The organism is Photobacterium aphoticum, from assembly GCF_001029435.1.
In the GTDB taxonomy this organism is placed as follows: Bacteria; Pseudomonadota; Gammaproteobacteria; order Enterobacterales; family Vibrionaceae; genus Photobacterium; species Photobacterium aphoticum.
The window spans coordinates 17,383-39,960 of record NZ_LDOV01000028.1 but is presented as its reverse complement, the minus strand read 5'-3'; the positions used below and the strand labels follow the sequence as shown (position 1 = coordinate 39,960).

Here is a 22,578-nt window from a genome sequence, read left to right as displayed (position 1 = left end):
TACAGCAAGATGAGTCCTATTCCGTTTATTCCATCACAAGGAGGACAGTGATGACACGTTCATTCTGGTCCACATTACTGATTATCTTTAGCCTGATCATTCCTACAACCGCTTCAGCCTTTAGCCTGTCGGATCTGTTCGGGGGCGGCGGTGAGGAAGAAAAGGTCGAAGCGGCTCTTAACAACCCGCTGACCGATGTGCTCACCCAACAGCTCGGGATTTCTCCGGAACAAGCCGCTGGCGGTGCCGGGGCGCTGCTGTCTATCGCCTCGAGCCAACTGGGTGGAGAACAAGCCACTGAACTGGCCAAGATGATCCCTGGCGCGGAAGCCTTAACCGATAGCCTGCCAGCCGGTCTGGGTGCCCTGCTCGGCAATATGGATACCATCAACCAAATCTTCTCCGCCTTGGGGATGGATGCCAGCATGGTGACTCAGTTTGTACCGCTCGTGATGCAATTTTTGGGCGATCAAGGGGCCAGTGCCGGTCTGCTCGACAGCCTCGGTAAAGTCTGGATGCAACCACAAGGTGAAGGTGTGCCCGCCCCTGACGCAGAATAATCACGCGCAGCACATTACTGCCACAGCCAGATTGTTCTGTCAGACACAGGTTAAAATCCGTTACTGACAAAAGAAAACACATAAAAAAAAGCCTTACTGGCCATACAGTAAGGCTTTTTTACCACTCTACCCTTCGATACAAATTAACCGTCAGTGTTCATCACTGTCTAGTTAACATCTGCTCAGAGGCGATAAGTACGATCAAATCCCAGAGCCGTCCGCTTCCACATCGTCTTCATGCAGGCCACATTCACGCTTTAAACCAAAAAAGCGCGTATCGGCTTCTTTCATCCCCGGCTCCCACTTCTTCGTGGTATGGGTATCACCTACTGATAAGTACCCTTCCGCTTTGAGCGGGTGGTACGGCAACTGATGGGCCGACAGGTACTGCTCAATATCCTGATTGGTCCAGTCAATGAGCGGCAAGAACTTAAACAACCCATTTTGAATCGCCAGTACCGGCAGTGAGGCTCGAGTGTCTGACTGCTCACGGCGCAACCCTGAAAACCAAGAGCTGACCTGCAATTCATCCAAGGCACGACGCATCGGCTCAACCTTGTTGATACGATTATACTGTTTGATCCCCTCCAGCCCCTGCGTCCACAGTTGGCCAAAACGGGCTTCCTGCCAGGCTGCACTTTGCTCGGCACGGTACACGTGCAGGTTCAAATTAAGCTGTTTGGTCAGGCTATCTATGAACTGATAGGTTTCCGGAAACAGATAACCGGTGTCGGTCACAATCACCGGGATCGACGGTTGTACTTGGGTGACCAGATGCAGCATGACGGCCGATTGAATACCAAAACTCGACGCCAGCGCAAACTGCCCCGGCAGGTGCTCCAGCGCCCATGCGACCCGTTGTTGCGCCGTCATGGCTTCTAACTCGGCATTGATGGCCGCCAGTTGCAGTATTTGGTCGACTTTACTTTGCTGTAATAACTGTGAAAAGTTCACATCAGGCATAGAAATCCCTCTTTGAGACTTCGACCGGCGCAATGATGCCAGCTCGAATGGTGAAATCACCGAACCCTTCACCGTCTTCCCGTTCATTGGCCCAGCGCGCGACGAGCTGATCAATGTCTTCGAGGATTTGATCAACGGTAATGTTTTCTCGGTACATCTTTGGCACGCGGGTGCCGTTACGGTTGCCGCCCAGATGGAAGTTATAACGCCCCGGCGCCTTACCTACTAAGCCGATTTCCGCCAACATGGCGCGACCACACCCGTTCGGACAGCCCGTGATACGCAAAATGATGTTGTCGTCTTTCGGTAACCCGTGTTTTTCCAAGATCTGCTCCACATCGGTAACAAAAGAAGGCAAAAAGCGCTCCGCTTCCGCCATCGCCAACGGACAGGTCGGCAACGACACACACGCCATGGAGTTTTTACGCTGCTCACTGACACCGTCGTCGATCAGACCATGATCGCGCGCGATCTTTTCGATCCTTGCTTTTTCTGCCGTTGGCACGCCTGCGACGATCAAATTCTGATTGGCCGTCATACGGAAATCACCCTGATGAATTTTGGCGATTTCTGCCACACCGGTTTTAAGCGGTTTACCCGGGTAATCCAACAAACGGCCATTTTCGATGAACAAGGCCAAATGGTGTTTACCATCAATACCTTCTACCCAGCCAATACGGTCGCCGCGATCGGTAAATTCATACGGGCGGCTTGGCGCAAAGGCGATACCGGCACGTTTTTCCACTTCCGCTTTAAACACATCACTGCCGACACGATCCAGGGTGTACTTGGTTTTCGCGTTCTTACGGTTAGAACGGTTACCCCAGTCGCGCTGCGTGGTGACCACGGCGGCAGCCACGTCCAGTGTTTTCTCCAATGGCACAAAACCAAAATCATCGGCACGGCGTGGGTACGTGGATTTGTCCCCGTGGGTCATGGCCAATCCGCCGCCCACCAGCACATTAAAGCCGACTAACTTGCCCTCTTCGGCAATCGCGACAAAGTTCAGATCGTTGGCATGCACATCCACATCATTTTGCGGCGGGATCACCACCGTGGTTTTGAACTTACGCGGCAGGTAGGTGCTGCCTAAAATCGGCTCTTCATCGGTGGTTTCCAGCTTTTCCCCATCCAGCCAGATCTCGGCATACGCACGGGTTTTCGGCAACAGGTGCTCACTGATCTTTTTCGCCCACTCGTAGGCTTCCTGATGCAGTTCAGACTCAACCGGATTGGTGGTACACAATACGTTTCGGTTCACATCCCCTGCTGTGGCGATGGAATCGATGCCGATCTGGTTAAGGGTCTGATGCATCAACTTAATGTTTGGCTTCAGCACACCGTGAAACTGGAACGTCTGGCGTGTGGTCAAACGGATGCTGCCGTACAGGGTGTGCGCTTCGGCAAACTTGTCGATAGCCAGCCACTGGGTCGGTGTGATCACCCCGCCCGGCATACGGGCCCGCAGCATGACATTATGCAGCGGTTCCAGTTTCTGCTTAGCACGCTCGGCGCGGATATCACGGTCATCCTGCTGGTACATGCCGTGGAAACGGATCAACTGAAAGTTATCCGCAGTAAAGCCACCGGTGATCTGATCGCTCAGATCGGTTTCAATGGTGCCACGTAAGAAGTTACTTTCGCGCTTGAGACGTTCGTTATCTGATAATTTTTGTTCGCTCATTAGTACACATCCTTTTGATAACGCTTGCTCTTACGCAGATCATTCAAATATTGCTCCGCCTGCTCACGGGTTTGCTGGCCTTGCTGCTCGGCAATGGTCAACAGGGCATCATGAACATCCTTGGCCATGCGGTTGGCATCCCCACACACATACACATGCGCGCCGTCTTGCAGCCACTGCCACACTTCGGCACCATGCTCGAGCAAGCGGTGCTGCACGTACACTTTCTCAACCTGATCGCGGCTAAAGGCCACATCCAAGCGGTTCACAATGCCGCTCTTGAGGTATTTCTGCCATTCCACCTGATAGAGGAAATCTTCGGTAAAGGTACGGTCACCAAAAAACAACCAGTTCTTGCCCGCCGCGTCGCGGTTATCACGCTCCTGCACGAAGGCACGGAACGGCGCAATACCGGTGCCCGGACCAATCATAATCACTGGCGTATTGTCATCGGCCGGCAGCTTGAAGTGGTTGTTGGTTTCCACGAACACCTTCACGCTGTCGCCTTCTTCCAGACGCTGCGCTAAGTAGCTGGACGCGCCTCCCTGACGGGTTTCTTCCCCTTTGGCGTATTCCACCAAGCCCACTGTCAGGTGCACTTCTTCACCCACTTCTTCCTGGCTCGATGCGATGGAATACAGGCGTGGCGTTAAGCGGCGTAGCAGGCCGACCAGTTGCGCAGCATCCAAGACGGTTTTCTTCTCACCGAGTACATCAATCACTTGAGTATTGGCGGCATACTCACGCAACTTGTCTTTGTCTTCCACCAGCTTGGCCAGCTTCTTACTGCCTGACAGTTCGGCATAACGCGTCACCAACTGCGGGTTCGCCGCTGTGATTTCATAGTCATTGATGAGCGCCTGTATTAACGAAACCGACTGGCCGTCCACCTCAACCGTGTCATCCTCATTCAGCCCGACTTTGGCGATGATCGCCGCTGCCAACTCTGCATCGTTGCTGTACCACACGCCCAGCGCATCACCCGGCTGGTAAGTCAGGCCTGAGCCTTCTAAGTCAATTTCCACATGACGCACGTCTTTGCCGGAGTTGCGCCCGGTAATTTTCTGGCTCACCAGCAGCGAAGCTTCAAACGGATTTTGCTTGTTGAATGCAGACGGCGCGGCAGCGGCTTGGCCGACGGGCAGTTGCACCACTTGGGCATCTGCTTTGACCAATGTTGCCTGCACTTTTTCCAGTGCCTGCGCACGCCATGTGGCCGCCGGAGCATCGTAGTCCACATCACAATCCAGACGATCCAGCATCGGCTTGGCACCCAGCTTGGCTAGGTAAGTATCAAAGTCTTTGGCAGTTTGACAGAAGAACTCGTAGCTCGAGTCCCCTAGGCCAATCACGGCATATTCCAGATTCGGCAGCTTCGGCGCTTTTTTCGATTGTAAGAATTCATGCAGCTCGATAGCGTCATCCGGGGCTTCCCCTTCACCGTGGGTAGAGGCCACGATAATGACATGGGTTTCTTTGGCGAGGTTTTTGCCTTTGTAATCACCGGCCGAGAACAGCTCGGCCGCAATACCGGCCGCATCCGCCTCGTCTTTCAGAGCCTGTGCGACCCCTTTGGCGTTACCGGTTTGAGAGGCGTAAATGATAGTCAGCTTACCGGCTGGCTGGCTGGCGACAGCGGCAACCGGCAGACCGGCTGGCTGTGCCTCACCCGCAACAGCGGTTTGGCTGAGTCCCCAAAAATATCCACTGATCCACGCCAGCTGCTGTGGCGAAAGCTCGCTGGCGGCTTGCTGAAGCTGATCGAGTTTTTGATCATTCAACGGGCTGGCCAGGGCTGAAAGTTCCTTTAGTAACATGACACGACGATCCCTATACATTGCGTAGGGTTAGATTAGCTACTCAAGGAAATAACAAGAAAGAATAGATAAGAATGTTTTATAACTTTTTGGAAGGATAACCGTGGCGGCGGAAGGCTGATCCTTCCGCCCTTACACGGTGTTGGGATCAGAAAGTGTCCGCAATCCGGACTTGATGAAAGCCCACTTCAAAGGCCCGCTCGGTGGCCGTGTCGATGTCGTGATAACACTTTTCACTACCAGCACCGTCAGTTAACGGGACAAAGCCCCCGCGACGGTGGCGAAATTCGACGATCCAACCATTGGCCTGAATCGACGGCTCAATCACGGCTTCCACAATTTCGCTGGTACTGTAGAGGTGCTGCAATTCAGTTAATGTCATATGCCCACTTCCTTACTGCATAACCTTCTATAAAAATGGTACACAATCGAGAAAACAGGCAACAAAAAAGCCACGATCATGCGTGGCTTTTCTTAATCAATAACGGTCTCTGTCGCGCGATTGCGCTTAGAAATCCAGTTCTACACCTGCGAACCAACCGTCCGCGTAGAACTGACCTGCACTGTTACGTACGAAGTCGAAATCGTAATCCATCACACGGTAGCCCGCGCGCATGTTCAGATCCAAAGCGATAAGCGGTACGCTCCACTTCACACCCGCCATGCCGTCTACCGTGCTTGAACCGTCGTAGCTACCTACGTTCAGATCACCAAACACAGACAGTGGCGTCATTGGGATACCCAGCTCTACGTTACCGTACAGGCTTGGTAGCCACTCATCAAACGACTGACCGTTGAATTCACCCGAGCTGAACTGGCTCAGAGACACACCGAGATCCAGTGCGATCGCGTCGTTATCCAGAATTTCGTAGTAAGCTGTGAAGTCAGTCTGACCGAATGACACATTGCCGTTGTCCACGTCAGTGTAACGGATGCGCGCATTTGGGATCAGGGGAATGAAGTGCTCTAGTGCAACGTAGTAAGAGCCTGACGTGTTGCTGTCGCTAAACGCACGGCTATCGTTAACTTTTGCGTCGTTAAACCATGCGTCAGCACCGGCTTTAACCCCTAGAAGAACAGCAGCTTGCGCTGGAAGCGCCGCTGATAACGCAACAGCGGCAGCTACCGCAGAAAGCGCTAATTTTTTCATTTCGAGTCTCCGCTCTTTTCTTAGTATATGTATAAACGGCGCAGACTATACCAGATGCTGTTCAAGAAAGCCGCATTTCCATTAGGTATTAGATACTTCTATCAACATGTTGCGTGCTCACAGCGCCCTATCGTGAAGCGAGATCACGCGGTTCAGCGATACACAACGAGCTCAACATACATCCAACGCCAGTGCTGCTGCGTGCATCCTTTTTATCCCGCCAGATAGCCCGATAAATCAACCTCGACCATTAACCAAGTATCACAATGCGCGTAATCTTCGTGTGTTTGATAAACCAAGGTTCCCGCATCAACAAGACCTCGAATATCGAACCGATCGTCAACCATGCACATGAGTATGCTGCGGATCGCATCTTGCGCGCAGCGTGTCACATCAGCAAGACTATCAGCGGCACTGAAACACCCATAATGCCCTACACACAACGCCGGGACAGCAATACCATACGCGTCGTTATCACTTTTGGGTGACTCAATACCAATACTAAAAAACATATTCATTCCATCACGTTACGGTCGTGACGAGAACCCATTCCCGTCACCCGACTGACGTTTTACTGTGATGCAAAGAAAGAAGCCACCGCGACAACACAAATCATCGTTTAGTAACGTGGCCGCTCACCTTTACGGTCACGGTAAATCCACACTACCACGGCAATCAAAATCAGCCATGGCAGCAGTTTAAAGACCATACCGATCATGCCGGCGACCGCCATCACCACAAAACCGACAGCCACCGCCAACGCCATACCCACAATGCTGATCCCGGTGAAAAACAGGACACCGGCAAACGCTAACAAAAACAGTAATTCGACCATTTTATTTCTCCTTTTTTCTTATCCTGATCATAACAAAGCACAAATCAGACCAACCTGACAATTTGTGTTGCGATTATTTATTTTCAATCAGTTAGACAAGGATCACGCTCAAGGTTCGGTATCATCGCATAAGGTCAGTTGGTGTATTTCACCAACCTTATGGTGAAATATGCCAACCGCCAGCCCGAGACAAAAGTACAGGCATAAAAAAACGATGGCCGTGACCATCGTTTCTCTTTCATGCCTGCTTACGCGATAGGGGCGTTAAACATCCAAATGCGCAGGAATTTTCGCGAGCGCTTGCTCAAGCACTTCAATCCCCGAGCCAGGCTTGTGGGCATTTTCACTGATGTGACGACGCCACTGACGCGCACCCGGCATGTTCTGGAACAAGCCCAGCATATGACGCGTAACGTGGTTTAGGTATGTACCTTCAGCCAACTGACGCTCAATGTACGGGTACATGGCTTCCACGATTTCGCGGCGTTTTTTCACCGGATCGCTGCTACCAAACAGGCGCTGGTCAATTTCAGCCAGCAAGTAAGGGTTCTGGTACGCTTCACGGCCTACCATTACGCCATCCATGTGCTGAAGGTGTGCTTCGATCTCTTCCATCGTCTTCACACCACCGTTGATCGCCATGGTCAAATGCGGGAAATCACGCTTCAATTGGTACACGCGTGGGTAATCCAGCGGTGGGATCTCGCGGTTTTCTTTCGGGCTCAGGCCACTCAACCAGGCTTTACGGGCGTGAATGGTAAAGTCCTTACAGCCACCTTTCTCGCTCACAATACCAATAAAGTCAGTCAAAAATTCATACGAATCTTGATCATCAATACCGATGCGGGTTTTCACAGAAACCGGAATGTCCACGACTTCACGCATCGCGGCCACACCTTGTGCCACCAACTCGGCTTCACCCATCAGGCACGCACCAAAACGGCCGTTCTGTACGCGATCTGACGGACAACCCACGTTGATATTCACTTCATCATAGCCACGCTCTTGCGCCAGCTTGGCACAGTGCGCCAATTCCGCCGGGTTTGAACCGCCTAGCTGCAACACCAATGGGTGTTCTTCTTCGTTATAAGCCAGGTAATCGCCTTTACCGTGAATAATCGCACCGGTTGTCACCATTTCTGTGTACAACTGCGTGTGACCACTCAGCAGACGGTGAAAATAACGACAATGGCGATCCGTCCAGTCGAGCATTGGGGCGATAGAGAAACGGCACGCTGGGTGTGTTTCTGCCTGAGCCTGCTCGTTCGTTGTGTGTTCATTCAATACAACAGCGTTATCTGTCATCGGAAAACCTCGTTATTGACCCGCTTAACCTATTTACTTACGTACTGGGTGTGACTGTATGGAGTACGGCCTTGGTGCGCAGCTTGAGTGTTAGCTTTGCTACTTAAGTATTCGGCTCGTACTCATTGTTACACGCACCTTCCCAAGGTGGCCGACAGGCTGCGCTCTGGGTAGGCGGTAACAAAGAGAGCGGATTCTACCCTATTCCACCCACAAGCCCAACTAACATCACCTTCCACGCGCGTTTCCCCCGTTTGCACAGGCGCACACGAACCCACGCCCCGTCATCATTATTTACACATTCAGTGGCACATCGAGTATTTGGCCTATGGTGTGCTTTTCACTTCATTTCACCGTGCAAAAACGGCTTGCCCTTGAAATCAAAAAGCACATAACAAGCCAAATGACCAACGCAAAAAAAATAGATTTAAATCAAAAATTTAAATAAATAGCAAATCAAACCGTACAGCAAAAATAGCTTTTGGACACCAACAACCCAAAAACCTGTACAGACTATTTTCACAAAGATAAATCAATCACTTACCGTAACAACAAGTACAAAAAACTAAGCATAAAAATCTTTTAGATGAAATATAACGTAAAAGCTGTACACACATAATTAATATTAAAAGTCATATGGCAAACTTTATGACCTTTACATCAGCAAAACATAAGTCATTGATTTTAAATAAAATTAAAAACAGAAAGGTAAATTGTGCAGGCTTTTGAGCTTTTGGAATATAATACCTAAAAAGCTGCACACCCCATCCCGCCATTAAAAATCAATGAGTTACGAACATTGCACTCGACAGAAAAAAATGCCGTACAGATAAAAGATGCTTTGAGCAAAATAAGCTGTACCGATATATGCTCATTTCGGGTATTTCATACCCCTGTGTACACTTTTTCGTCGAGCAGCCCGTGATCTCTGGCACGCTTTCTTTTCCTGAAGACAAACGAATCTTGATAACGGAGATACGTTTATCGATGAATATGTTAGAATACGGCACTCATTCGCTTGTATTTTGAGGTCATATGGCAAACAAGAGGCAGTTGTTGGAAACCGCCCAGCAGCTCTGTGAGCAACGGGGAGTAAGGCTTACACCTCAAAGACTTAAGACATTATCGCTGATCATTGAACAACGTCATTCGATCAGTGCTTATGAGCTTTTGGATCTATTGCGAGAAAGTGAACCCCAAGCGAAACCGCCTACCGTTTACCGTGCTCTCGATTTCCTTCTCGCCCAAGGCTTTATTCATAAGGTGGAGTCCACCAATAGCTATATTGCCTGTTGTCTTCTGGATCATGCTGACCACTGCTCACAACTGTTGATCTGCGATCAATGCGGTGCCGTGGAAGAATGTCATGATGATGAGTTGGCGAAGTTGCTTCGACACCGCGCCGAGCAAAACGGATTTGCTATCACGCACCATGTGGTAGAAAGCCATGGCGTATGCCAGCAATGTAAAGATAACTGAGTGTTTTTCTCGTAAAACAAGAACTATCGTGATCAGATTATGCGCGCAGAATTTGTAAACCCTTTCTTGGCGTCATTGTTAAATGTCCTTAAAACGATGGCATCCATGGATCTGGCTCCACAAAAGCCACGTCTAAAACGCGATCATGTCGCCCGTGGCGATGTCTCTGGCTTGATTGGCATGATCGGTCCCACAACCAAAGGCTCGATGTCGATCACTTTTGATGAGTCTCTGGCGCTTGAAATCATGCAACGCATGCTGGGCGAGCGCCCGAACGGGATCAATGAAGAAGTCACGGACATGGTCGGTGAAATCACCAACATGGTGACCGGTGGCGCAAAGCGTATGCTGGCTGACCAAGGCCATGATTTTGATATGGCGACACCGGCAGTAGTCTCCGGACGCGGCCACACCATTACCCACAAATGCGACGGCACCATCATTATCATGCCGTTCGTGTCTGAACACGGCCAAGCCTTTATCGAAATCTGCTTCGATAGCTAAGCCGTATAGCCTGTGCCGTTCTCTGCGCAATGTGCAGCACAACGGCACACTGGCTTATCGTCAATTTTATCACTTTGATTTTTCTGTGAACTTGGCACAATTCTTAGACAAAAAACTACCAACTGTCATCTAATCGATCTAGACTCAGTATGCTAGATAGGCATCAATAAGCGTATGACGCGATGCCGTCTGCCGCATCACTTGCTTATTACGTCGCTTGTACGTCAAAGCAAGCAGGAACAACCCACATTCAAAGGAAAGATCGAAACATGAACAAACTGACTGGAACCGTTAAATGGTTCAACGATGAAAAAGGCTTTGGCTTCATTTCTGGTGCTGACGGCAAGGATGTCTTCGTTCACTTTAGTGCGATTCAAGCACAAGGCCGCCGCACGCTGCAGGAAGGTCAAAGCGTCGAGTTTATCGTCACTGATGGTCAGAAAGGTCCACAAGCAAGTGAAGTGGTTGCACTGTCTTAAGATCCTCTGTCACCGATAACAAAAACGCCGCATTGAATGCGGCGTTTTTATTTTCTACGGAGTACCGAGTGTAAACTCGCTACCCGCTTACCCTTAGCTGCGCCACTGTTTGAACGCGTTGATCAAACCGTTGGTTGAGCTGTCGTGGCTTGATACTGCAGTGTTGTCCGCAAGCTCTGGCAGGATATTGTTCGCCAGTTGTTTACCTAGCTCTACACCCCACTGATCGAAGCTGTAGATGTTCCAAATCACACCTTGGGTGAAGATCTTGTGCTCGTACAGGGCAATCAGTGAGCCCAGTACCGCCGGTGTCACTTGCTTCACAAGGATTGAGTTGGTTGGACGGTTACCGTTAAACACTTTAAATGGTACCAATTCCGCCACTTCTTCCAGTGTCTTGCCTGCGGCTAGGAATTCCGCTTCCACTTGCTCTTTGGTCTTACCGAAGGCCAAGGCTTCCGTTTGTGCAAAGAAGTTCGCCATCAGTTTAGGATGGTGATCGCCCAGTGGGTTGTGGCTGATCGCAGGTGCGATGAAGTCACATGGGATCAATTTCGTACCCTGGTGGATCAACTGGTAGAACGCGTGCTGACCGTTCGTACCTGGTTCACCCCAGATGATTGGGCCAGTCTGGTAATCAATTGGGTTGCCGCCACGGTCAACGCACTTACCGTTTGATTCCATGTTACCTTGCTGGAAGTACGCCGCGAAACGGTGCAGATACTGATCGTAAGGCAGGATCGCTTCAGATTCCGCGCCGTGGAAGTTGTTGTACCAAATACCGATCAACGCCAGGATAACAGGCAGGTTCTGCTCAAGCGGTGCTTGTGCAAAGTGCTGATCCATCGCGTGTGCACCTTCAAGCAGCGCCACGAAGTTATCAAAACCGATAGACAGGCTGATAGACAGACCGATCGCAGAGCACAGTGAGTAACGACCGCCAACCCAGTCCCAGAACTCAAACATGTTGTCGGTATCAATACCGAACTCAGACACCGCTTTACCGTTAGTCGATAGCGCAGCGAAGTGTTTCGCCACGTGCGCTTGATCGCCAGCCGTCGCCAGGAACCAGTCACGCGCCGTTAGGGCGTTGGTCATGGTTTCTTGTGTGGTGAAGGTTTTAGACGCGATAAGGAATAGCGTGGTTTCAGGGTTCAGAGACTTCAGTGTTTCTGCGATGTGCGTACCGTCAACGTTAGACACGAAGTGCATGTTCAGACGCGTTTTGTAAGGCATCAACGCTTCTGTCACCATGTATGGACCCAGATCAGAGCCGCCGATACCGATGTTTACCACGTCAGTGATTGCCTGACCGGTGTAACCTTTCCACTCACCGTCAACAATACGAGACGTAAACGCACGCATCTTTTCCAGTACCGCGTTCACACCAGGCATCACGTCTTCACCATCAACGATGATTGGCGTGTTGCTGCGGTTACGCAGTGCCGCGTGCAGTACCGCACGATCTTCTGTCTTGTTGATCTTCTCGCCGCTGAACAGATCTGCAATTGCCGCTTTCACTTCAGTTTGCTCAGCCAGTGCAAACAGCTTCGCCATGGTCTCTTCAGTGATAAGGTTCTTTGAGTAATCCAGAAGGATATCGTCACCAAAGTTCGCTGAGAAAGTGTTGAAACGCTCGCTGTCCTTGGCAAACAACGCGCTTAGCTGCATATCTTTTGCATCTTCAAAGTGAGCAGTCAGCGCTTTCCACGCCTCAGTATGAGTTGGATTGATATTTTTCAACATGTGAAGTTCCTGATTTTTAATTGTTAATCCATTAGCCTAGTCAGAATCATCCAAGCTATGGATCCCCGATCTAAGTGCATAGTGTTAGACGTGTTGCCCCAAGTGTAGCGCAACCGACGTGGTCCTCACTATGTTTGTAATTTTACAACTTATGAATAATTATGACGCGAAGCCTTGCCTACCTGCATTGCGTCAGGTCACGAAATGACAGAGTAAATGATAGGTGCGAGGGTGCGCAACATGTTCGACCAATATCACACTTATTAACAGATAACGAAAGAGGAATGAGTAAGATGTGGCTCCAGAAGACCATTCAACTGCGTCCCCGTCGCCGGGGTTTCCATCTCATCACCGATGAAATTGAACAACATCTGCCCCAACTGCGCCAATTTCGCTGCGGCTTGGCCCATATCTTCATCCAGCACACTTCCGCCAGTCTGACACTCAATGAAAACGCCGATCCCACCGTGCGCGATGATATGGAAGCCCATTTCAACCACAGCGTGCCAGAGCGGGCGCCCTTTTACCGCCATACCTATGAAGGCGATGACGATATGCCGGCCCACATCAAGGCTTCCCTGCTGGGCAGCAGTGTGACCCTGCCGATTACACAAGGGCGTTTTGCGCTCGGAACGTGGCAGGGCATTTATCTGGGCGAGCACCGTGATCAGGGGGGCGCTCGTACGCTGGTGATCACCTTGCAGGGTGAGGCCGAATAACGGCCATAAAAAATGCCGCCTCAGGGATAACCCAAGGCGGCATGTTTGAAGTTCAGCGATGTGGTTCGCGAGGCGCTTACAGGTAGCTCATGTTCACGCGCGAAGTCAGCTTGGTCACCAATTCGTACGCAATGGTGCCAATGTGCTCGGCCACGATTTCTGCCGGCAAGCCTTCGCCCCACAAAATGGCTTCATCGCCCACTTTGTCGGTCGAATCCGGGCCTAAATCAACCGTCAGCATGTCCATCGACACTCGGCCTGCCATCGGCACGATACGGCCGTTCACCAGCACAGGAGTGCCATTAGGCGCCGTACGCGGGTAACCGTCACCGTAACCAATGGCAATCACACCCACTTTGGTGTCACGTTCACTGGTCCAGATCCCGCCGTAACCCACGGTTTCGCCTTTTTTCACTTCACGCACCGCGATCAGGCTCGATGCCAAGGTCATCACCGGTTTCAATGCAAACGCATCAGCCGAGCGATCCACTTCCACAAACGGCGAGACACCGTACATGATGATCCCCGGGCGGATCCATTCCAGATGACTATCCGGCCACGCCAGTACCCCCGCCGAGGCCGCTAAAGAGCGCTCGCCACGGCAGCCTTCCGTCAGGTGCAGGAAAGTATCAATTTGATCGGTGGTCACATTGCTGCCCAGCTCATCCGCACACCCAAAGTGGCTCATGTAACGCAGTGGTTTAGCCACGTTAGGGCAAGCATGCAGACGAGAAACAAATTCCTCAAACTGCTCCGGACGCACGCCCAAACGGTGCATGCCGGTATCGATTTTCACCCACACTACCACCTGGCTATCCAGCGCCGCCTGCTCTAACGCTTCCAGCTGCTCGATAGAGTGCACCACGGTGTGAATATTGTTCGTGACCAGCACAGGCAGATCTTTGGCCGCATAGAAGCCTTCCAGCAGCAGGATCGGTTTAACGATGCCGTCTGCACGTAACGTCAGGGCTTCTTCGATGCGGGCAACACCAAAACCATCCACATCCGGCAGGCTGCGGGCAACGTGAGCCAAACCATGGCCGTACCCGTTGGCCTTCACGACCGCCAACACCTTGCTCGTGGGCGCCTGTGCACGGATCTGGCCAATGTTATGAGTCAGTGCCTGTGTGTTGATATACGCTGTTGCCGCCTTCATCAAAAATCCTACTGTTGCTGTGCCGCAAATATCTGTTTGTTATTCTTCATCAAAGGCCGGGCCGGCATAATTGTCGAACCGCGAGAACTGGCCTTGGAACGTTAAGCGCACGGTACCGATAGGACCGTTACGCTGCTTACCGATAATGATTTCGGCGATGCCTTTGAGGGCACTGTCTTCGTGATACACCTCATCACGGTAGATGAACATGATCAAGTCGGCATCCTGCTCGATCGCACCGGATTCACGCAAGTCGGAGTTTACCGGACGTTTATCAGCACGTTGCTCCAACGATCGGTTAAGCTGCGACAGCGCCACCACCGGCACATTCAGCTCTTTCGCCAGTGCTTTCAACGAGCGGGAGATCTCGGCGATTTCCAGAGTACGGTTATCCTGATAACCCGGTACACGCATCAGCTGAAGGTAGTCGATCATGATCATGCTCAGACCGCCGTTATCACGGGCAATACGGCGTGCGCGGGAACGCACTTCGGTTGGCGTCAGACCAGAGCTGTCGTCGATGTACATATTCTTCTTTTCCATCAGAATACCCATCGTCGACGAAATGCGTGCCCAGTCTTCGTCATCCAACTGACCGGTACGGATTTTGGTCTGATCAACGCGCGACAAGGACGCCAGCATACGCATCATGATTTGTTCTGCGGGCATTTCCAGCGAGAAGATCAGCACCGGCTTCTCTTGCTCCATGGCAGCGTTTTCACACAAGTTCATCGCAAAGGTGGTTTTACCCATCGACGGACGTGCCGCCACGATGATCAAGTCAGAGCCCTGCAAACCGGCGGTTTTCTTGTTCAGATCGGTAAAGCCGGTCGAGACCCCGGTCACCCCGTCTTGTGGGCTTTGGTACAGGATCTCGATACGCTCAAGGGTCTTTTCCAAAATGGTATCGACGCTTTGCGGGCCTTCATTTTCCGACGTACGCTGCTCGGCAATGGCAAACACCTTACTTTCCGCCATGTCCAACAGCTCTTCACTGTCACGGCCTTGCGGATCATAACCGGCATCGGCAATTTCGTTTGCGACGCTGATCATTTCTCGAATCAAGGCGCGCTCACGTACGATCTCGGCATACGCCAAAATGTTCGCCGCTGACGGGGTGTTCTTGGCCAGCTCTGCCAGATAAGCAAAACCGCCCACATCTTCCAGTTTGTCGGAGCGCTCAAGGTGCTCAGACAGCGTGATCAAATCAAGTGGCTGACCACCTTCAAGCAGGGCTGCGGTGCCTTCAAAAATGATACGGTGAGGACGGCTGTAGAAATCTTTGGCCACCACCTTCTCCGCGACCACATCCCACTTTTCGTTATCCAGGATAAGGCCACCAAGGACGGATTGCTCCGCTTCCAGAGAATGCGGCGCCATTTTCATCGCATCCACTTTGGTGTCTTTTTGGTAATTCGGTTTGCTTTTTTCTGCCATAGGAATTGATGTGTTTGCCGGAAACTGAGCCGGGCATTATATACTAAGAGTCACCCTATCAATATAGTGCCATCACACCGAACCGGAATTTCCCCCTCGGCAATTCTTATATTACGCCGACTGACGCAGACTTCCGTCACCGTACTGCAATTGTTAACCAAAAGCTGACATAAATGAGGTAAACTGCAGCGTCCTGTGAATATTCACGCTCGTCTGTTACCCCACTCTGAGGAGGCCGTTTGGCAAGACCCCTGCTGGCATTGTTACTGCTGACCACCACCTGTGCCTATGCCACGGATGACGACCGACCTACGCCTATCCCCCCACCGTGGAGCAGCGAGATTGAACTGGGCTACCAGTCGTTAGGCGGTAATTCAGATTCTCAAACGCTCAATACCCGTGTCGGGATCACTTACGTCAAAAATCAGTATCGTCAGACGGCGGAAGCGCGCTACCTGCTTGCAGAAAAAGACGGGGAAGAAGACAAGCGTAAAGGGCAGCTAGAGCTGCAGAGCGATAAAAAAATCAATGAGCGCACCTATGTGCTGGGTAACGCCACGTACGTGGATGACCGCTATGGGCCGTACTTCATTGATTTTACCCTGGCGACCGGTCTCGGTTACCAGCTGGTGCGCCGAGAAACCTTCCAGATGGAAGTGGAAGCCGGCCCCGGTTACCGCCACCAAGAGCCCAATCTGGATGAAATCGACGATGATGACATCATTGTACGCGATAGGGTCGATGAGCTGATTTTGCGTGGCAGCGCCAAGATGACCTGGAAACCCTCCAAAGACGTCGAGCTCAATGTGCGCATGACAGGTATTGCCGGCAACAGTAACAGCACGATGGAAACCGAGGTGAACCTCACCACCGCTATCAATGAACATGTTGCCATCAAACTGAGTAACACCCAAAAGCTCAACAGCTGGGTACCGGACGGGCTGAAAAAGCGCGATTCCGCGATGACTGTCAACCTGCTGTTCAAAATCTAATGCCGTTGCGATGCTCATGCTGTTGCTAGCAGGCCTGCGGCTTGCGCCACACACAAGCCCAGCCACGAAATAGCAGGCAAAAAAAAACCAGCCCGAAGGCTGGTTTTTTTGTCACTAAAAACGATTAAGCTTCAGCTACAACGTTTAGAGTGATTGTTGCGAATACGTCAGAGTGCAGCTGGATGCTGATCTCGAATTCGCCAGTCGTACGTAGTGCGCCTTCTGGAAGACGAACTTCGCTCTTCGCTACTTCAACGCCAGCTGCAGTGATTGCATCAGCGATGTCGCGAGTACCGATAGAACCGAATAGTTTACCTTCGTCACCCGCTTTAGAAGCGATAACTACAGCTTCAAGCGCGTTTAGTTTCTCAGCGCGAGCTTCACAAGCAGCTAGTTGCTCAGCAACTTTAGCTTCTAGTTCTGCACGACGAACTTCGAACATTTCAACGTTCGCTTTAGTAGCCATAACTGCCTTGCCCTGAGGGATTAGGAAGTTACGTGCGTAGCCAGCTTTAACGTTAACCTGATCACCTAGGCCACCTAGGTTACCGATTTTATCAAGTAGAATAACTTGCATTATCTTGTCCTCTTAAACTTAATTAAACCGCTACCGATTACTGATGCTTGTCAGTGTACGGTAGAAGTGCTAGGTAACGAGAACGCTTGATAGCGCGAGCTAGCTGACGCTGGTATTTAGCGCGAGTACCAGTGATACGGCTAGGTACGATTTTACCAGCTTCAGTGATGTAGTTTTTTAGAGTTGCTACGTCTTTGTAGTCAATCTCTTGAACGCCTTCTGCAGTGAAACGGCAGAATTTACGACGACGGAAGAAACGTGCCATGGGCTTATCTCCTGAACTAAATTTTTTCAATGTGGTCGGCATGCAACACTAATTTACCTAAGCCATTACGACCGGTTTGGTAAGAAACAAAGCCTCCTACCTTAATGTGGCTGCCAACAGCTAAATCTTGAGTGAGAACTTGTTGACCTTGCCCGCTAACTACCACGTTGATGTAGCAATACACTTGCCGTGGCAGATTAGCTTCTTGCTGGTAAGAACGGTGCTCAAGCACAAAGTGACAATGAGGAATTCCTGCCAACGAGCGGCTTCGTTTGGGGTCTTTGGCGATAACGCCAGACAACTCCAGACGATTGGTCACTCGTTATTACTCAGCTGCTGCTTCGTCTTCAGACTGTGCAGTTTCTGTACGCTCTTCACGCTTAGAAATACGCTCTTCTTTAGCCTTCATCATTGGAGATGGCTCAGTGATAGCGCCTTTAGTGCGCATGATCATGTTACGGATCACAGCATCGTTGAAGCGGAAGTTAGACTCTAGCTCGTCAATTACAGACTGCTCAGCTTCAACGTTCATTAGAACGTAGTGTGCTTTGTGCAGTTTGTTGATTGGGTAAGCCATTTGACGACGGCCCCAATCTTCTAGACGGTGAATCTGACCACCAGAATCTTTGATTGCACCAGTGTAGCGCTCGATCATGCCAGCAACTTGCTCGCTCTGATCTGGGTGCACCATGAATACGATTTCGTAATGACGCATGGGTTGCTCCTTACGGATTATTCAGCTTCTCTATTTGGCTCGGTCATCCAGGAGAAGCAAGGAACTAAAGAAAAATAACCGAGAATTTGGAGGCAGAATAGTATAGAGAATGGACAATTTAAGCAAGCGAATTTTCAGCCCGAGATGAAGATATCTTGCCAACACAATCGCCTTGGCTATTCAGACAGATAGACGTCCACATCCCAGAGGGCACAGGGCTTGCCTGATTTTTGTCGCGACTGACACCCCGGCGCGCAGGCATAAAAAAACCGGTGTCACGCCACGCGCAACACCGGTTGTTATTCAGACAATGGGCAACGTCAATTACTGACGCTGACGCACTGCTTCAAACAGGCAGATACCTGTTGCCACCGACACGTTCAGGCTGGATACCGAACCTGCCATTGGGATTTTGATCAGATCATCACAGGTTTCACGGGTCAGGCGACGCATGCCTTCCCCTTCTGCGCCCATCACAATCGCTAGCGGACCGGTCAGCTTGCTCTGGTAGATATCATGGGTGGCTTCACCCGCCGTACCGACAACCCAGACGCCTTTGTCTTGCAACGCACGCAATGTACGCGCCAGGTTGGTTACGCGTACCAACGGCATGATTTCTGCCGCGCCACACGCGACCTTGCTCGCGGTCGCATTCAGTTGGGCTGAACGGTCTTTCGGCACAATCACCGCCACCGCACCGGCAGCATCCGCATTACGCAGACAAGCCCCCAGGTTGTGGGGATCGGTCACGCCATCTAACACCAACAGCAGTGGGTTTTCTTTGCCCGCCAACAAGTCATCCAGGTCGTTTTCATTGTACTGCTTACCCGGACGTACACGTGCCACGATGCCTTGATGTGACGCGCCTTTCACTTTGTCATCCAACGCTTTGCGGCCTGCTTGTTGCATGGTGATCCCCAACATTTGCAGTTCGTTGATCACTGGCAGCAGACGCTCATCCTGACGGTCTTTCAGTACAAACACTTCAATGAAGCGAGATGGGTCTGACGCCAGTACTGCGTTCACGGCATGAATGCCGAAAATCATGTCATTACTCATGGTTTATTTCTTCTTTGCTGCTCGTTCTTTTTTACCTGCACGCTGCTTCTTGCGCGCTTTGGTCTTTTTCTTGTGCTTAGGTTTGTCAGCATCCGCATCATGCTTGCGGCCCGCTGGGGCTTTATCGCCTTCCAATTTCGGGATCGCGCCGGCTTTTAGCTTCTGGCGTACTGACGTGCGTTCTTTTTTCGACTTAGCACGCTGCTCTTGCTGCGCTTCGCCCTCTTCGACGCGGTACACTTTCAGGCTCTGACGCTGCATGCCTTCCGCTTTGCGCATACGCTGTTTTGGCGTACGGCTCTGCTCACCGCGCTTCTCACGGTTTTTCGCCGTTTTACCGGCACCGCGAGGTTTGCGGGTGCTGCCCACAATATCAAAGTCAATCTGGCGATCGTTCAGGTTAATTGAGGCCACCTTCACTTTCACCGTATCGCCCAAGCGGTACACCTGACCGGAGTTATCACCAATCAGACGCTGGCCGATCGGATCGTACTGGTAGTAGTCGTTCGCCAGGTTAGAGATATGCACCAGACCGTCGATGTTCAGCTCGTTCAGACGCACGAAGAAACCAAAGCCGGTCACGTTCGCAATCACGCCATCAAACTCATCACCGACGTGATCCTGCATGTACTCACACTTCAGCCAGTCGGCCACATCACGGGTTGCGTCATCGGCACGGCGCTCCGTCATCGAGCACTGCTCGCCCAGCGTGTCCATCTCGTCAAACGAGTAATGGTAGCCACCGGTTGGTGTCCAACGCTCGGTGTTCTCACCCGCTTGCTTGGCAATCAGGTACTTCAGCGCACGGTGCAAGGTCAGATCCGGGTAACGACGGATCGGTGAGGTAAAGTGCGCGTACTGGCTCAGCGCCAAACCAAAGTGGCCGATATTATCAGCCTGATACACCGCTTGCTTCATCGAGCGCAGCAGCATGGTTTGGATCAGCTCTTTGTCCGGACGGTTCTGGATCATGTGCGCCAGCGCTGCGTAGTCTTTTGGTGATGGCTCCAAGCCACCCGACAACTGCAGGCTCAACTCACCCAAAAAGTCACGGAACGCCATCAAGCGCTCTTCGCCCGGTACATCATGGATGCGGTACAACGCTGGCTCTTTGGCTTTTTCCACAAAGCGGGCAGAGGCGATGTTGGCCAAAATCATACATTCTTCGATGATCTTGTGCGCATCGTTACGCTCTGCCGGCACAATGCGGTCAATCTTACGGTCGGCATTGAAAATGAACTGGGTTTCCACCGTTTCAAATTCAATCGCACCACGTTCTTCACGCGCGCCTTTCAGGACTTTGTACATGCTGTACAACTCTTCCAGGTGCGGCACTAATGGCGCATAACGCTCACGTAACTCTTCGTCACCGTCCAGCATTTTGCTGACTTTGGTGTACGTCAGACGCGCGTGGGAATTCATCACCGCTTCGTAATGCTTGTAACCCGACAGCTTACCGGCATCTGAAATGGTCATCTCACACACCATACACAGGCGATCCACCTGCGGGTTCAGTGAACATAAGCCGTTTGACAGCACTTCCGGCAGCATCGGGATCACTTGTGACGGGAAGTACACGGAGTTACCGCGCTTCACCGCTTCGTTATCCAACGCGGTACCCGGACGCACGTAGTAACTTACATCGGCAATCGCTACCCACAAGCGCCAGCCACCCGACTTTTTACGCTCACAGTACACGGCGTCATCAAAGTCACGGGCATCTTCGCCATCAATGGTCACCAGTGGCAGGTTGCGCAGATCCACGCGGCCTTGCTTGGCAGACTCAGGCACTTCTTCGCCCAAGCCTTGAATTTGTTTCTCGACTTCCGATGGCCATTCATGCGGAATGTCGTGGGTACGCAGGGCAATTTCAATTTCCATGCCCGGCGCCATGCTCTCGCCCAGCACTTCCACCACTTTACCCATGGCGTTGTACTGACGGGTGGCACGCTGGTTGATTTCCACCACCACGACGTTACCCATACGGGCACCCATACGATGCTCATTCGGGATCACGATATCCTGTGCGATGCGGGAATCATCCGGCACCACGTAGCCCATGCCGTCTTCAATAAAGAAGCGACCGACAATTTGGCCTTCGTAGTGTTTCAATACACGTACGACACGGCCTTCTCGGCGACCGCGCTTATCCGTTCCGGCTACTTGCGCCAGAATGTAATCGCCATGGATCACACCACGCATCTGGTGATGTGGAAGCAGTAAATCGTCTTCTTTGGCATTGGTGCCTTCAGGACGCAGGAAGCCAAAACCATCACGGTGACCAATCACATGGCCTTTAATCAGATCCAGACGTTCTGGCAGGGCGTAACATTGGCGACGAGTAAAAATCAGTTGGCCATCGCGTTCCATTGCACGCAGACGACGGCGTAAGCCTTCGTACTGGTCATCACCTTCGAGCTTAAGCTCGGCAAAAAGCTGATCGCGGCTGATTGGGGTGGAAAACCCACGGATCACTTCTAGCAGCATTTCTCGGCTAGGGATCGGGTTTTCGTAGTTTGAAGCTTCGCGATCGCGAAAAGGGTCGACCGGTAAATCGGTAGTACCTTTTGACATAATTTGATCCAAGTTGGCGAAGTTATAACTGTAGTATATCTAGGCCATGGGTGAACAGACGGGAGCCAGGTCGAAATTCTCGGCTCCCCTTAGGTAGAGAAGTTATTGATGGGTGCTGCGATTAATCAATCGGCTGATCCAGCAACGCACGCAAAGGCAGATTATCGTCAATCAAGCTGGCGAGGGTGTGCTGATCCAATTCGGCCAAGAACGCTTGGCGCGCGGAAAACAACATGCCTTTCAGGCGGCAGGCTGGGGTAATGTGGCAGAACGCTTCACTGCAATTCACTATCTGCAGGGGTTCTATCGCCCGGACAACGTCTCCAATTACTATCTGATCGGCAGGTTTGCCTAAACGGATCCCACCATTTTTGCCACGTACGGTCTCGACATACCCCAGTTGGCCAAGCTTGTTGATGATCTTCACCATATGGTTACGGGACACCCCGTACACTTCGGTCACTTTGGTGATGCTCGCCAGCTCCCCTTGTGGCAGGGTCGCGAGGTAAATCAGGGCACGCAGGCCGTAATCGGTAAAACTTGTCAGCTGCACAATAACTCC

The 22,578-nt window shown here is 51.5% G+C and carries 24 protein-coding genes; 6 read left to right on the top strand and 18 right to left on the bottom strand.

Annotated features, from left to right (window positions below):
- Window positions 1-50 precede the first annotated feature (50 nt).
- Window positions 51-560 (top strand): DUF2780 domain-containing protein, encoded by a 510-nt coding sequence (locus tag ABT58_RS16020; protein ID WP_047875448.1) that lies wholly within the window; start codon window positions 51-53, stop codon window positions 558-560.
- Window positions 561-761: 201 nt separating this feature from the next.
- On the opposite strand, the gene ABT58_RS16015 is transcribed toward ABT58_RS16020, so the two are convergent.
- The 8 genes from ABT58_RS16015 to dusA all read right to left on the bottom strand — a co-directional run bounded on the left by ABT58_RS16015 (window position 762) and on the right by dusA (window position 8,314).
- The gene (locus ABT58_RS16015) at window positions 762-1,523 is read right to left on the bottom strand and encodes a phosphoadenylyl-sulfate reductase (protein WP_047875447.1); all 762 of its coding nucleotides are present in this window, start codon (window positions 1,521-1,523) and stop codon (window positions 762-764) included.
- The gene (gene cysI, locus ABT58_RS16010; RefSeq protein ID WP_047875446.1) at window positions 1,516-3,207 is read right to left on the bottom strand and encodes an assimilatory sulfite reductase (NADPH) hemoprotein subunit; all 1,692 of its coding nucleotides are present in this window, start codon (window positions 3,205-3,207) and stop codon (window positions 1,516-1,518) included. The genes ABT58_RS16015 and cysI overlap by 8 nt, the downstream gene beginning before the upstream one ends.
- Window positions 3,207-5,024 (bottom strand): assimilatory sulfite reductase (NADPH) flavoprotein subunit, encoded by a 1,818-nt coding sequence (locus tag ABT58_RS16005; protein WP_047875445.1) that lies wholly within the window; start codon window positions 5,022-5,024, stop codon window positions 3,207-3,209. Before ABT58_RS16005 ends, cysI begins: the two co-directional genes overlap by 1 nt.
- A gap of 148 nt (window positions 5,025-5,172) precedes the next feature.
- Entirely contained in the window at window positions 5,173-5,406 is a 234-nt protein-coding gene (locus ABT58_RS16000) for a hypothetical protein (RefSeq protein WP_047875444.1), read from the bottom strand.
- A gap of 126 nt (window positions 5,407-5,532) precedes the next feature.
- Window positions 5,533-6,174, bottom strand: a complete 642-nt coding sequence (locus ABT58_RS15995) for a TIGR04219 family outer membrane beta-barrel protein (protein ID WP_047875443.1) — start codon at window positions 6,172-6,174, stop codon at window positions 5,533-5,535.
- A 212-nt stretch (window positions 6,175-6,386) separates the two neighbouring features.
- Window positions 6,387-6,686, bottom strand: a complete 300-nt coding sequence (locus ABT58_RS15990; RefSeq protein ID WP_053063115.1) for a type II toxin-antitoxin system HicB family antitoxin — start codon at window positions 6,684-6,686, stop codon at window positions 6,387-6,389.
- Between the two features lie 107 nt (window positions 6,687-6,793).
- The gene (gene pspG, locus ABT58_RS15985; RefSeq protein ID WP_047875442.1) at window positions 6,794-7,009 is read right to left on the bottom strand and encodes an envelope stress response protein PspG; all 216 of its coding nucleotides are present in this window, start codon (window positions 7,007-7,009) and stop codon (window positions 6,794-6,796) included.
- 264 nt (window positions 7,010-7,273) lie between these two features.
- Window positions 7,274-8,314 (bottom strand): tRNA dihydrouridine(20/20a) synthase DusA, encoded by a 1,041-nt coding sequence (gene dusA / locus ABT58_RS15980; protein WP_047875441.1) that lies wholly within the window; start codon window positions 8,312-8,314, stop codon window positions 7,274-7,276.
- A 1,035-nt stretch (window positions 8,315-9,349) separates the two neighbouring features.
- Here dusA and zur point away from each other — a divergent pair.
- From zur to ABT58_RS15965, 3 genes are all read left to right on the top strand, one after another.
- Entirely contained in the window at window positions 9,350-9,793 is a 444-nt protein-coding gene (gene zur / locus ABT58_RS15975) for a zinc uptake transcriptional repressor Zur (protein WP_047875440.1), read from the top strand.
- A gap of 39 nt (window positions 9,794-9,832) precedes the next feature.
- Window positions 9,833-10,297, top strand: a complete 465-nt coding sequence (locus tag ABT58_RS15970; protein WP_047875439.1) for a chemotaxis protein CheX — start codon at window positions 9,833-9,835, stop codon at window positions 10,295-10,297.
- A 269-nt stretch (window positions 10,298-10,566) separates the two neighbouring features.
- Window positions 10,567-10,776, top strand: coding sequence for a cold-shock protein (locus ABT58_RS15965; protein ID WP_047875438.1), 210 nt, complete (start codon window positions 10,567-10,569; stop codon window positions 10,774-10,776).
- Between the two features lie 93 nt (window positions 10,777-10,869).
- On the opposite strand, the gene pgi is transcribed toward ABT58_RS15965, so the two are convergent.
- Window positions 10,870-12,522, bottom strand: coding sequence for a glucose-6-phosphate isomerase (gene pgi, locus ABT58_RS15960; RefSeq protein WP_047875437.1), 1,653 nt, complete (start codon window positions 12,520-12,522; stop codon window positions 10,870-10,872).
- 293 nt (window positions 12,523-12,815) lie between these two features.
- On the opposite strand from pgi, the gene ABT58_RS15955 reads away from it, so the two are divergent.
- Complete coding sequence (locus ABT58_RS15955) at window positions 12,816-13,241, top strand: secondary thiamine-phosphate synthase enzyme YjbQ (RefSeq protein WP_047875436.1); 426 nt, start codon at window positions 12,816-12,818, stop codon at window positions 13,239-13,241.
- Between the two features lie 76 nt (window positions 13,242-13,317).
- Here the strand turns inward: ABT58_RS15955 and alr are convergent, their stop codons facing one another.
- Complete coding sequence (alr, locus tag ABT58_RS15950) at window positions 13,318-14,397, bottom strand: alanine racemase (RefSeq protein WP_047875435.1); 1,080 nt, start codon at window positions 14,395-14,397, stop codon at window positions 13,318-13,320.
- A gap of 39 nt (window positions 14,398-14,436) precedes the next feature.
- A complete protein-coding gene (locus ABT58_RS15945; RefSeq protein WP_047875434.1) occupies window positions 14,437-15,834 on the bottom strand; it encodes a replicative DNA helicase in 1,398 nt (465 codons plus the stop codon).
- A gap of 239 nt (window positions 15,835-16,073) precedes the next feature.
- On the opposite strand from ABT58_RS15945, the gene ABT58_RS15940 reads away from it, so the two are divergent.
- Window positions 16,074-16,826 (top strand): DUF481 domain-containing protein, encoded by a 753-nt coding sequence (locus ABT58_RS15940; RefSeq protein ID WP_053063114.1) that lies wholly within the window; start codon window positions 16,074-16,076, stop codon window positions 16,824-16,826.
- 124 nt (window positions 16,827-16,950) lie between these two features.
- On the opposite strand, the gene rplI is transcribed toward ABT58_RS15940, so the two are convergent.
- The 7 genes from rplI to nsrR form a co-directional block, all read right to left on the bottom strand.
- Complete coding sequence (rplI, locus tag ABT58_RS15935) at window positions 16,951-17,403, bottom strand: 50S ribosomal protein L9 (protein WP_047875433.1); 453 nt, start codon at window positions 17,401-17,403, stop codon at window positions 16,951-16,953.
- Window positions 17,404-17,440: 37 nt separating this feature from the next.
- Complete coding sequence (gene rpsR, locus ABT58_RS15930) at window positions 17,441-17,668, bottom strand: 30S ribosomal protein S18 (protein ID WP_002539422.1); 228 nt, start codon at window positions 17,666-17,668, stop codon at window positions 17,441-17,443.
- A gap of 16 nt (window positions 17,669-17,684) precedes the next feature.
- Window positions 17,685-17,987, bottom strand: a complete 303-nt coding sequence (priB, locus tag ABT58_RS15925) for a primosomal replication protein N (protein ID WP_047875432.1) — start codon at window positions 17,985-17,987, stop codon at window positions 17,685-17,687.
- A 6-nt stretch (window positions 17,988-17,993) separates the two neighbouring features.
- A complete protein-coding gene (gene rpsF / locus ABT58_RS15920) occupies window positions 17,994-18,383 on the bottom strand; it encodes a 30S ribosomal protein S6 (RefSeq protein ID WP_047875431.1) in 390 nt (129 codons plus the stop codon).
- Between the two features lie 324 nt (window positions 18,384-18,707).
- Complete coding sequence (gene rlmB / locus ABT58_RS15915) at window positions 18,708-19,442, bottom strand: 23S rRNA (guanosine(2251)-2'-O)-methyltransferase RlmB (RefSeq protein ID WP_047875430.1); 735 nt, start codon at window positions 19,440-19,442, stop codon at window positions 18,708-18,710.
- 3 nt (window positions 19,443-19,445) lie between these two features.
- Window positions 19,446-22,016, bottom strand: coding sequence for a ribonuclease R (gene rnr, locus ABT58_RS15910; RefSeq protein ID WP_047875429.1), 2,571 nt, complete (start codon window positions 22,014-22,016; stop codon window positions 19,446-19,448).
- 121 nt (window positions 22,017-22,137) lie between these two features.
- Window positions 22,138-22,569 (bottom strand): nitric oxide-sensing transcriptional repressor NsrR, encoded by a 432-nt coding sequence (gene nsrR, locus ABT58_RS15905; RefSeq protein ID WP_047875428.1) that lies wholly within the window; start codon window positions 22,567-22,569, stop codon window positions 22,138-22,140.
- Window positions 22,570-22,578: the final 9 nt, after the last annotated feature.

Bases quoted from the DNA above. Each gene is read 5' to 3' on its own strand.
- ABT58_RS15945 (WP_047875434.1), bottom strand. From the start codon at position 15,834: ATGGCAGAAAAAAGCAAACCGAATTACCAAAAAGACACCAAAGTGGAT.
- pgi (WP_047875437.1), bottom strand. From the start codon at position 12,522: ATGTTGAAAAATATCAATCCAACTCATACTGAGGCGTGGAAAGCGCTG.
- ABT58_RS15970 (WP_047875439.1), top strand. From the start codon at position 9,833: ATGCGCGCAGAATTTGTAAACCCTTTCTTGGCGTCATTGTTAAATGTC.
- rpsF (WP_047875431.1), bottom strand. From the start codon at position 18,383: ATGCGTCATTACGAAATCGTATTCATGGTGCACCCAGATCAGAGCGAG.
- rlmB (WP_047875430.1), bottom strand. From the start codon at position 19,442: ATGAGTAATGACATGATTTTCGGCATTCATGCCGTGAACGCAGTACTG.
- alr (WP_047875435.1), bottom strand. From the start codon at position 14,397: ATGAAGGCGGCAACAGCGTATATCAACACACAGGCACTGACTCATAAC.
- zur (WP_047875440.1), top strand. From the start codon at position 9,350: ATGGCAAACAAGAGGCAGTTGTTGGAAACCGCCCAGCAGCTCTGTGAG.
- cysI (WP_047875446.1), bottom strand. From the start codon at position 3,207: ATGAGCGAACAAAAATTATCAGATAACGAACGTCTCAAGCGCGAAAGT.
- ABT58_RS15965 (WP_047875438.1), top strand. From the start codon at position 10,567: ATGAACAAACTGACTGGAACCGTTAAATGGTTCAACGATGAAAAAGGC.
- rnr (WP_047875429.1), bottom strand. From the start codon at position 22,016: ATGTCAAAAGGTACTACCGATTTACCGGTCGACCCTTTTCGCGATCGC.
- ABT58_RS15990 (WP_053063115.1), bottom strand. From the start codon at position 6,686: ATGTTTTTTAGTATTGGTATTGAGTCACCCAAAAGTGATAACGACGCG.
- ABT58_RS16000 (WP_047875444.1), bottom strand. From the start codon at position 5,406: ATGACATTAACTGAATTGCAGCACCTCTACAGTACCAGCGAAATTGTG.
- ABT58_RS15955 (WP_047875436.1), top strand. From the start codon at position 12,816: ATGTGGCTCCAGAAGACCATTCAACTGCGTCCCCGTCGCCGGGGTTTC.
- ABT58_RS16005 (WP_047875445.1), bottom strand. From the start codon at position 5,024: ATGTTACTAAAGGAACTTTCAGCCCTGGCCAGCCCGTTGAATGATCAA.
- dusA (WP_047875441.1), bottom strand. From the start codon at position 8,314: ATGACAGATAACGCTGTTGTATTGAATGAACACACAACGAACGAGCAG.
- rpsR (WP_002539422.1), bottom strand. From the start codon at position 17,668: ATGGCACGTTTCTTCCGTCGTCGTAAATTCTGCCGTTTCACTGCAGAA.
- rplI (WP_047875433.1), bottom strand. From the start codon at position 17,403: ATGCAAGTTATTCTACTTGATAAAATCGGTAACCTAGGTGGCCTAGGT.
- ABT58_RS16015 (WP_047875447.1), bottom strand. From the start codon at position 1,523: ATGCCTGATGTGAACTTTTCACAGTTATTACAGCAAAGTAAAGTCGAC.
- pspG (WP_047875442.1), bottom strand. From the start codon at position 7,009: ATGGTCGAATTACTGTTTTTGTTAGCGTTTGCCGGTGTCCTGTTTTTC.
- ABT58_RS16020 (WP_047875448.1), top strand. From the start codon at position 51: ATGACACGTTCATTCTGGTCCACATTACTGATTATCTTTAGCCTGATC.
- ABT58_RS15995 (WP_047875443.1), bottom strand. From the start codon at position 6,174: ATGAAAAAATTAGCGCTTTCTGCGGTAGCTGCCGCTGTTGCGTTATCA.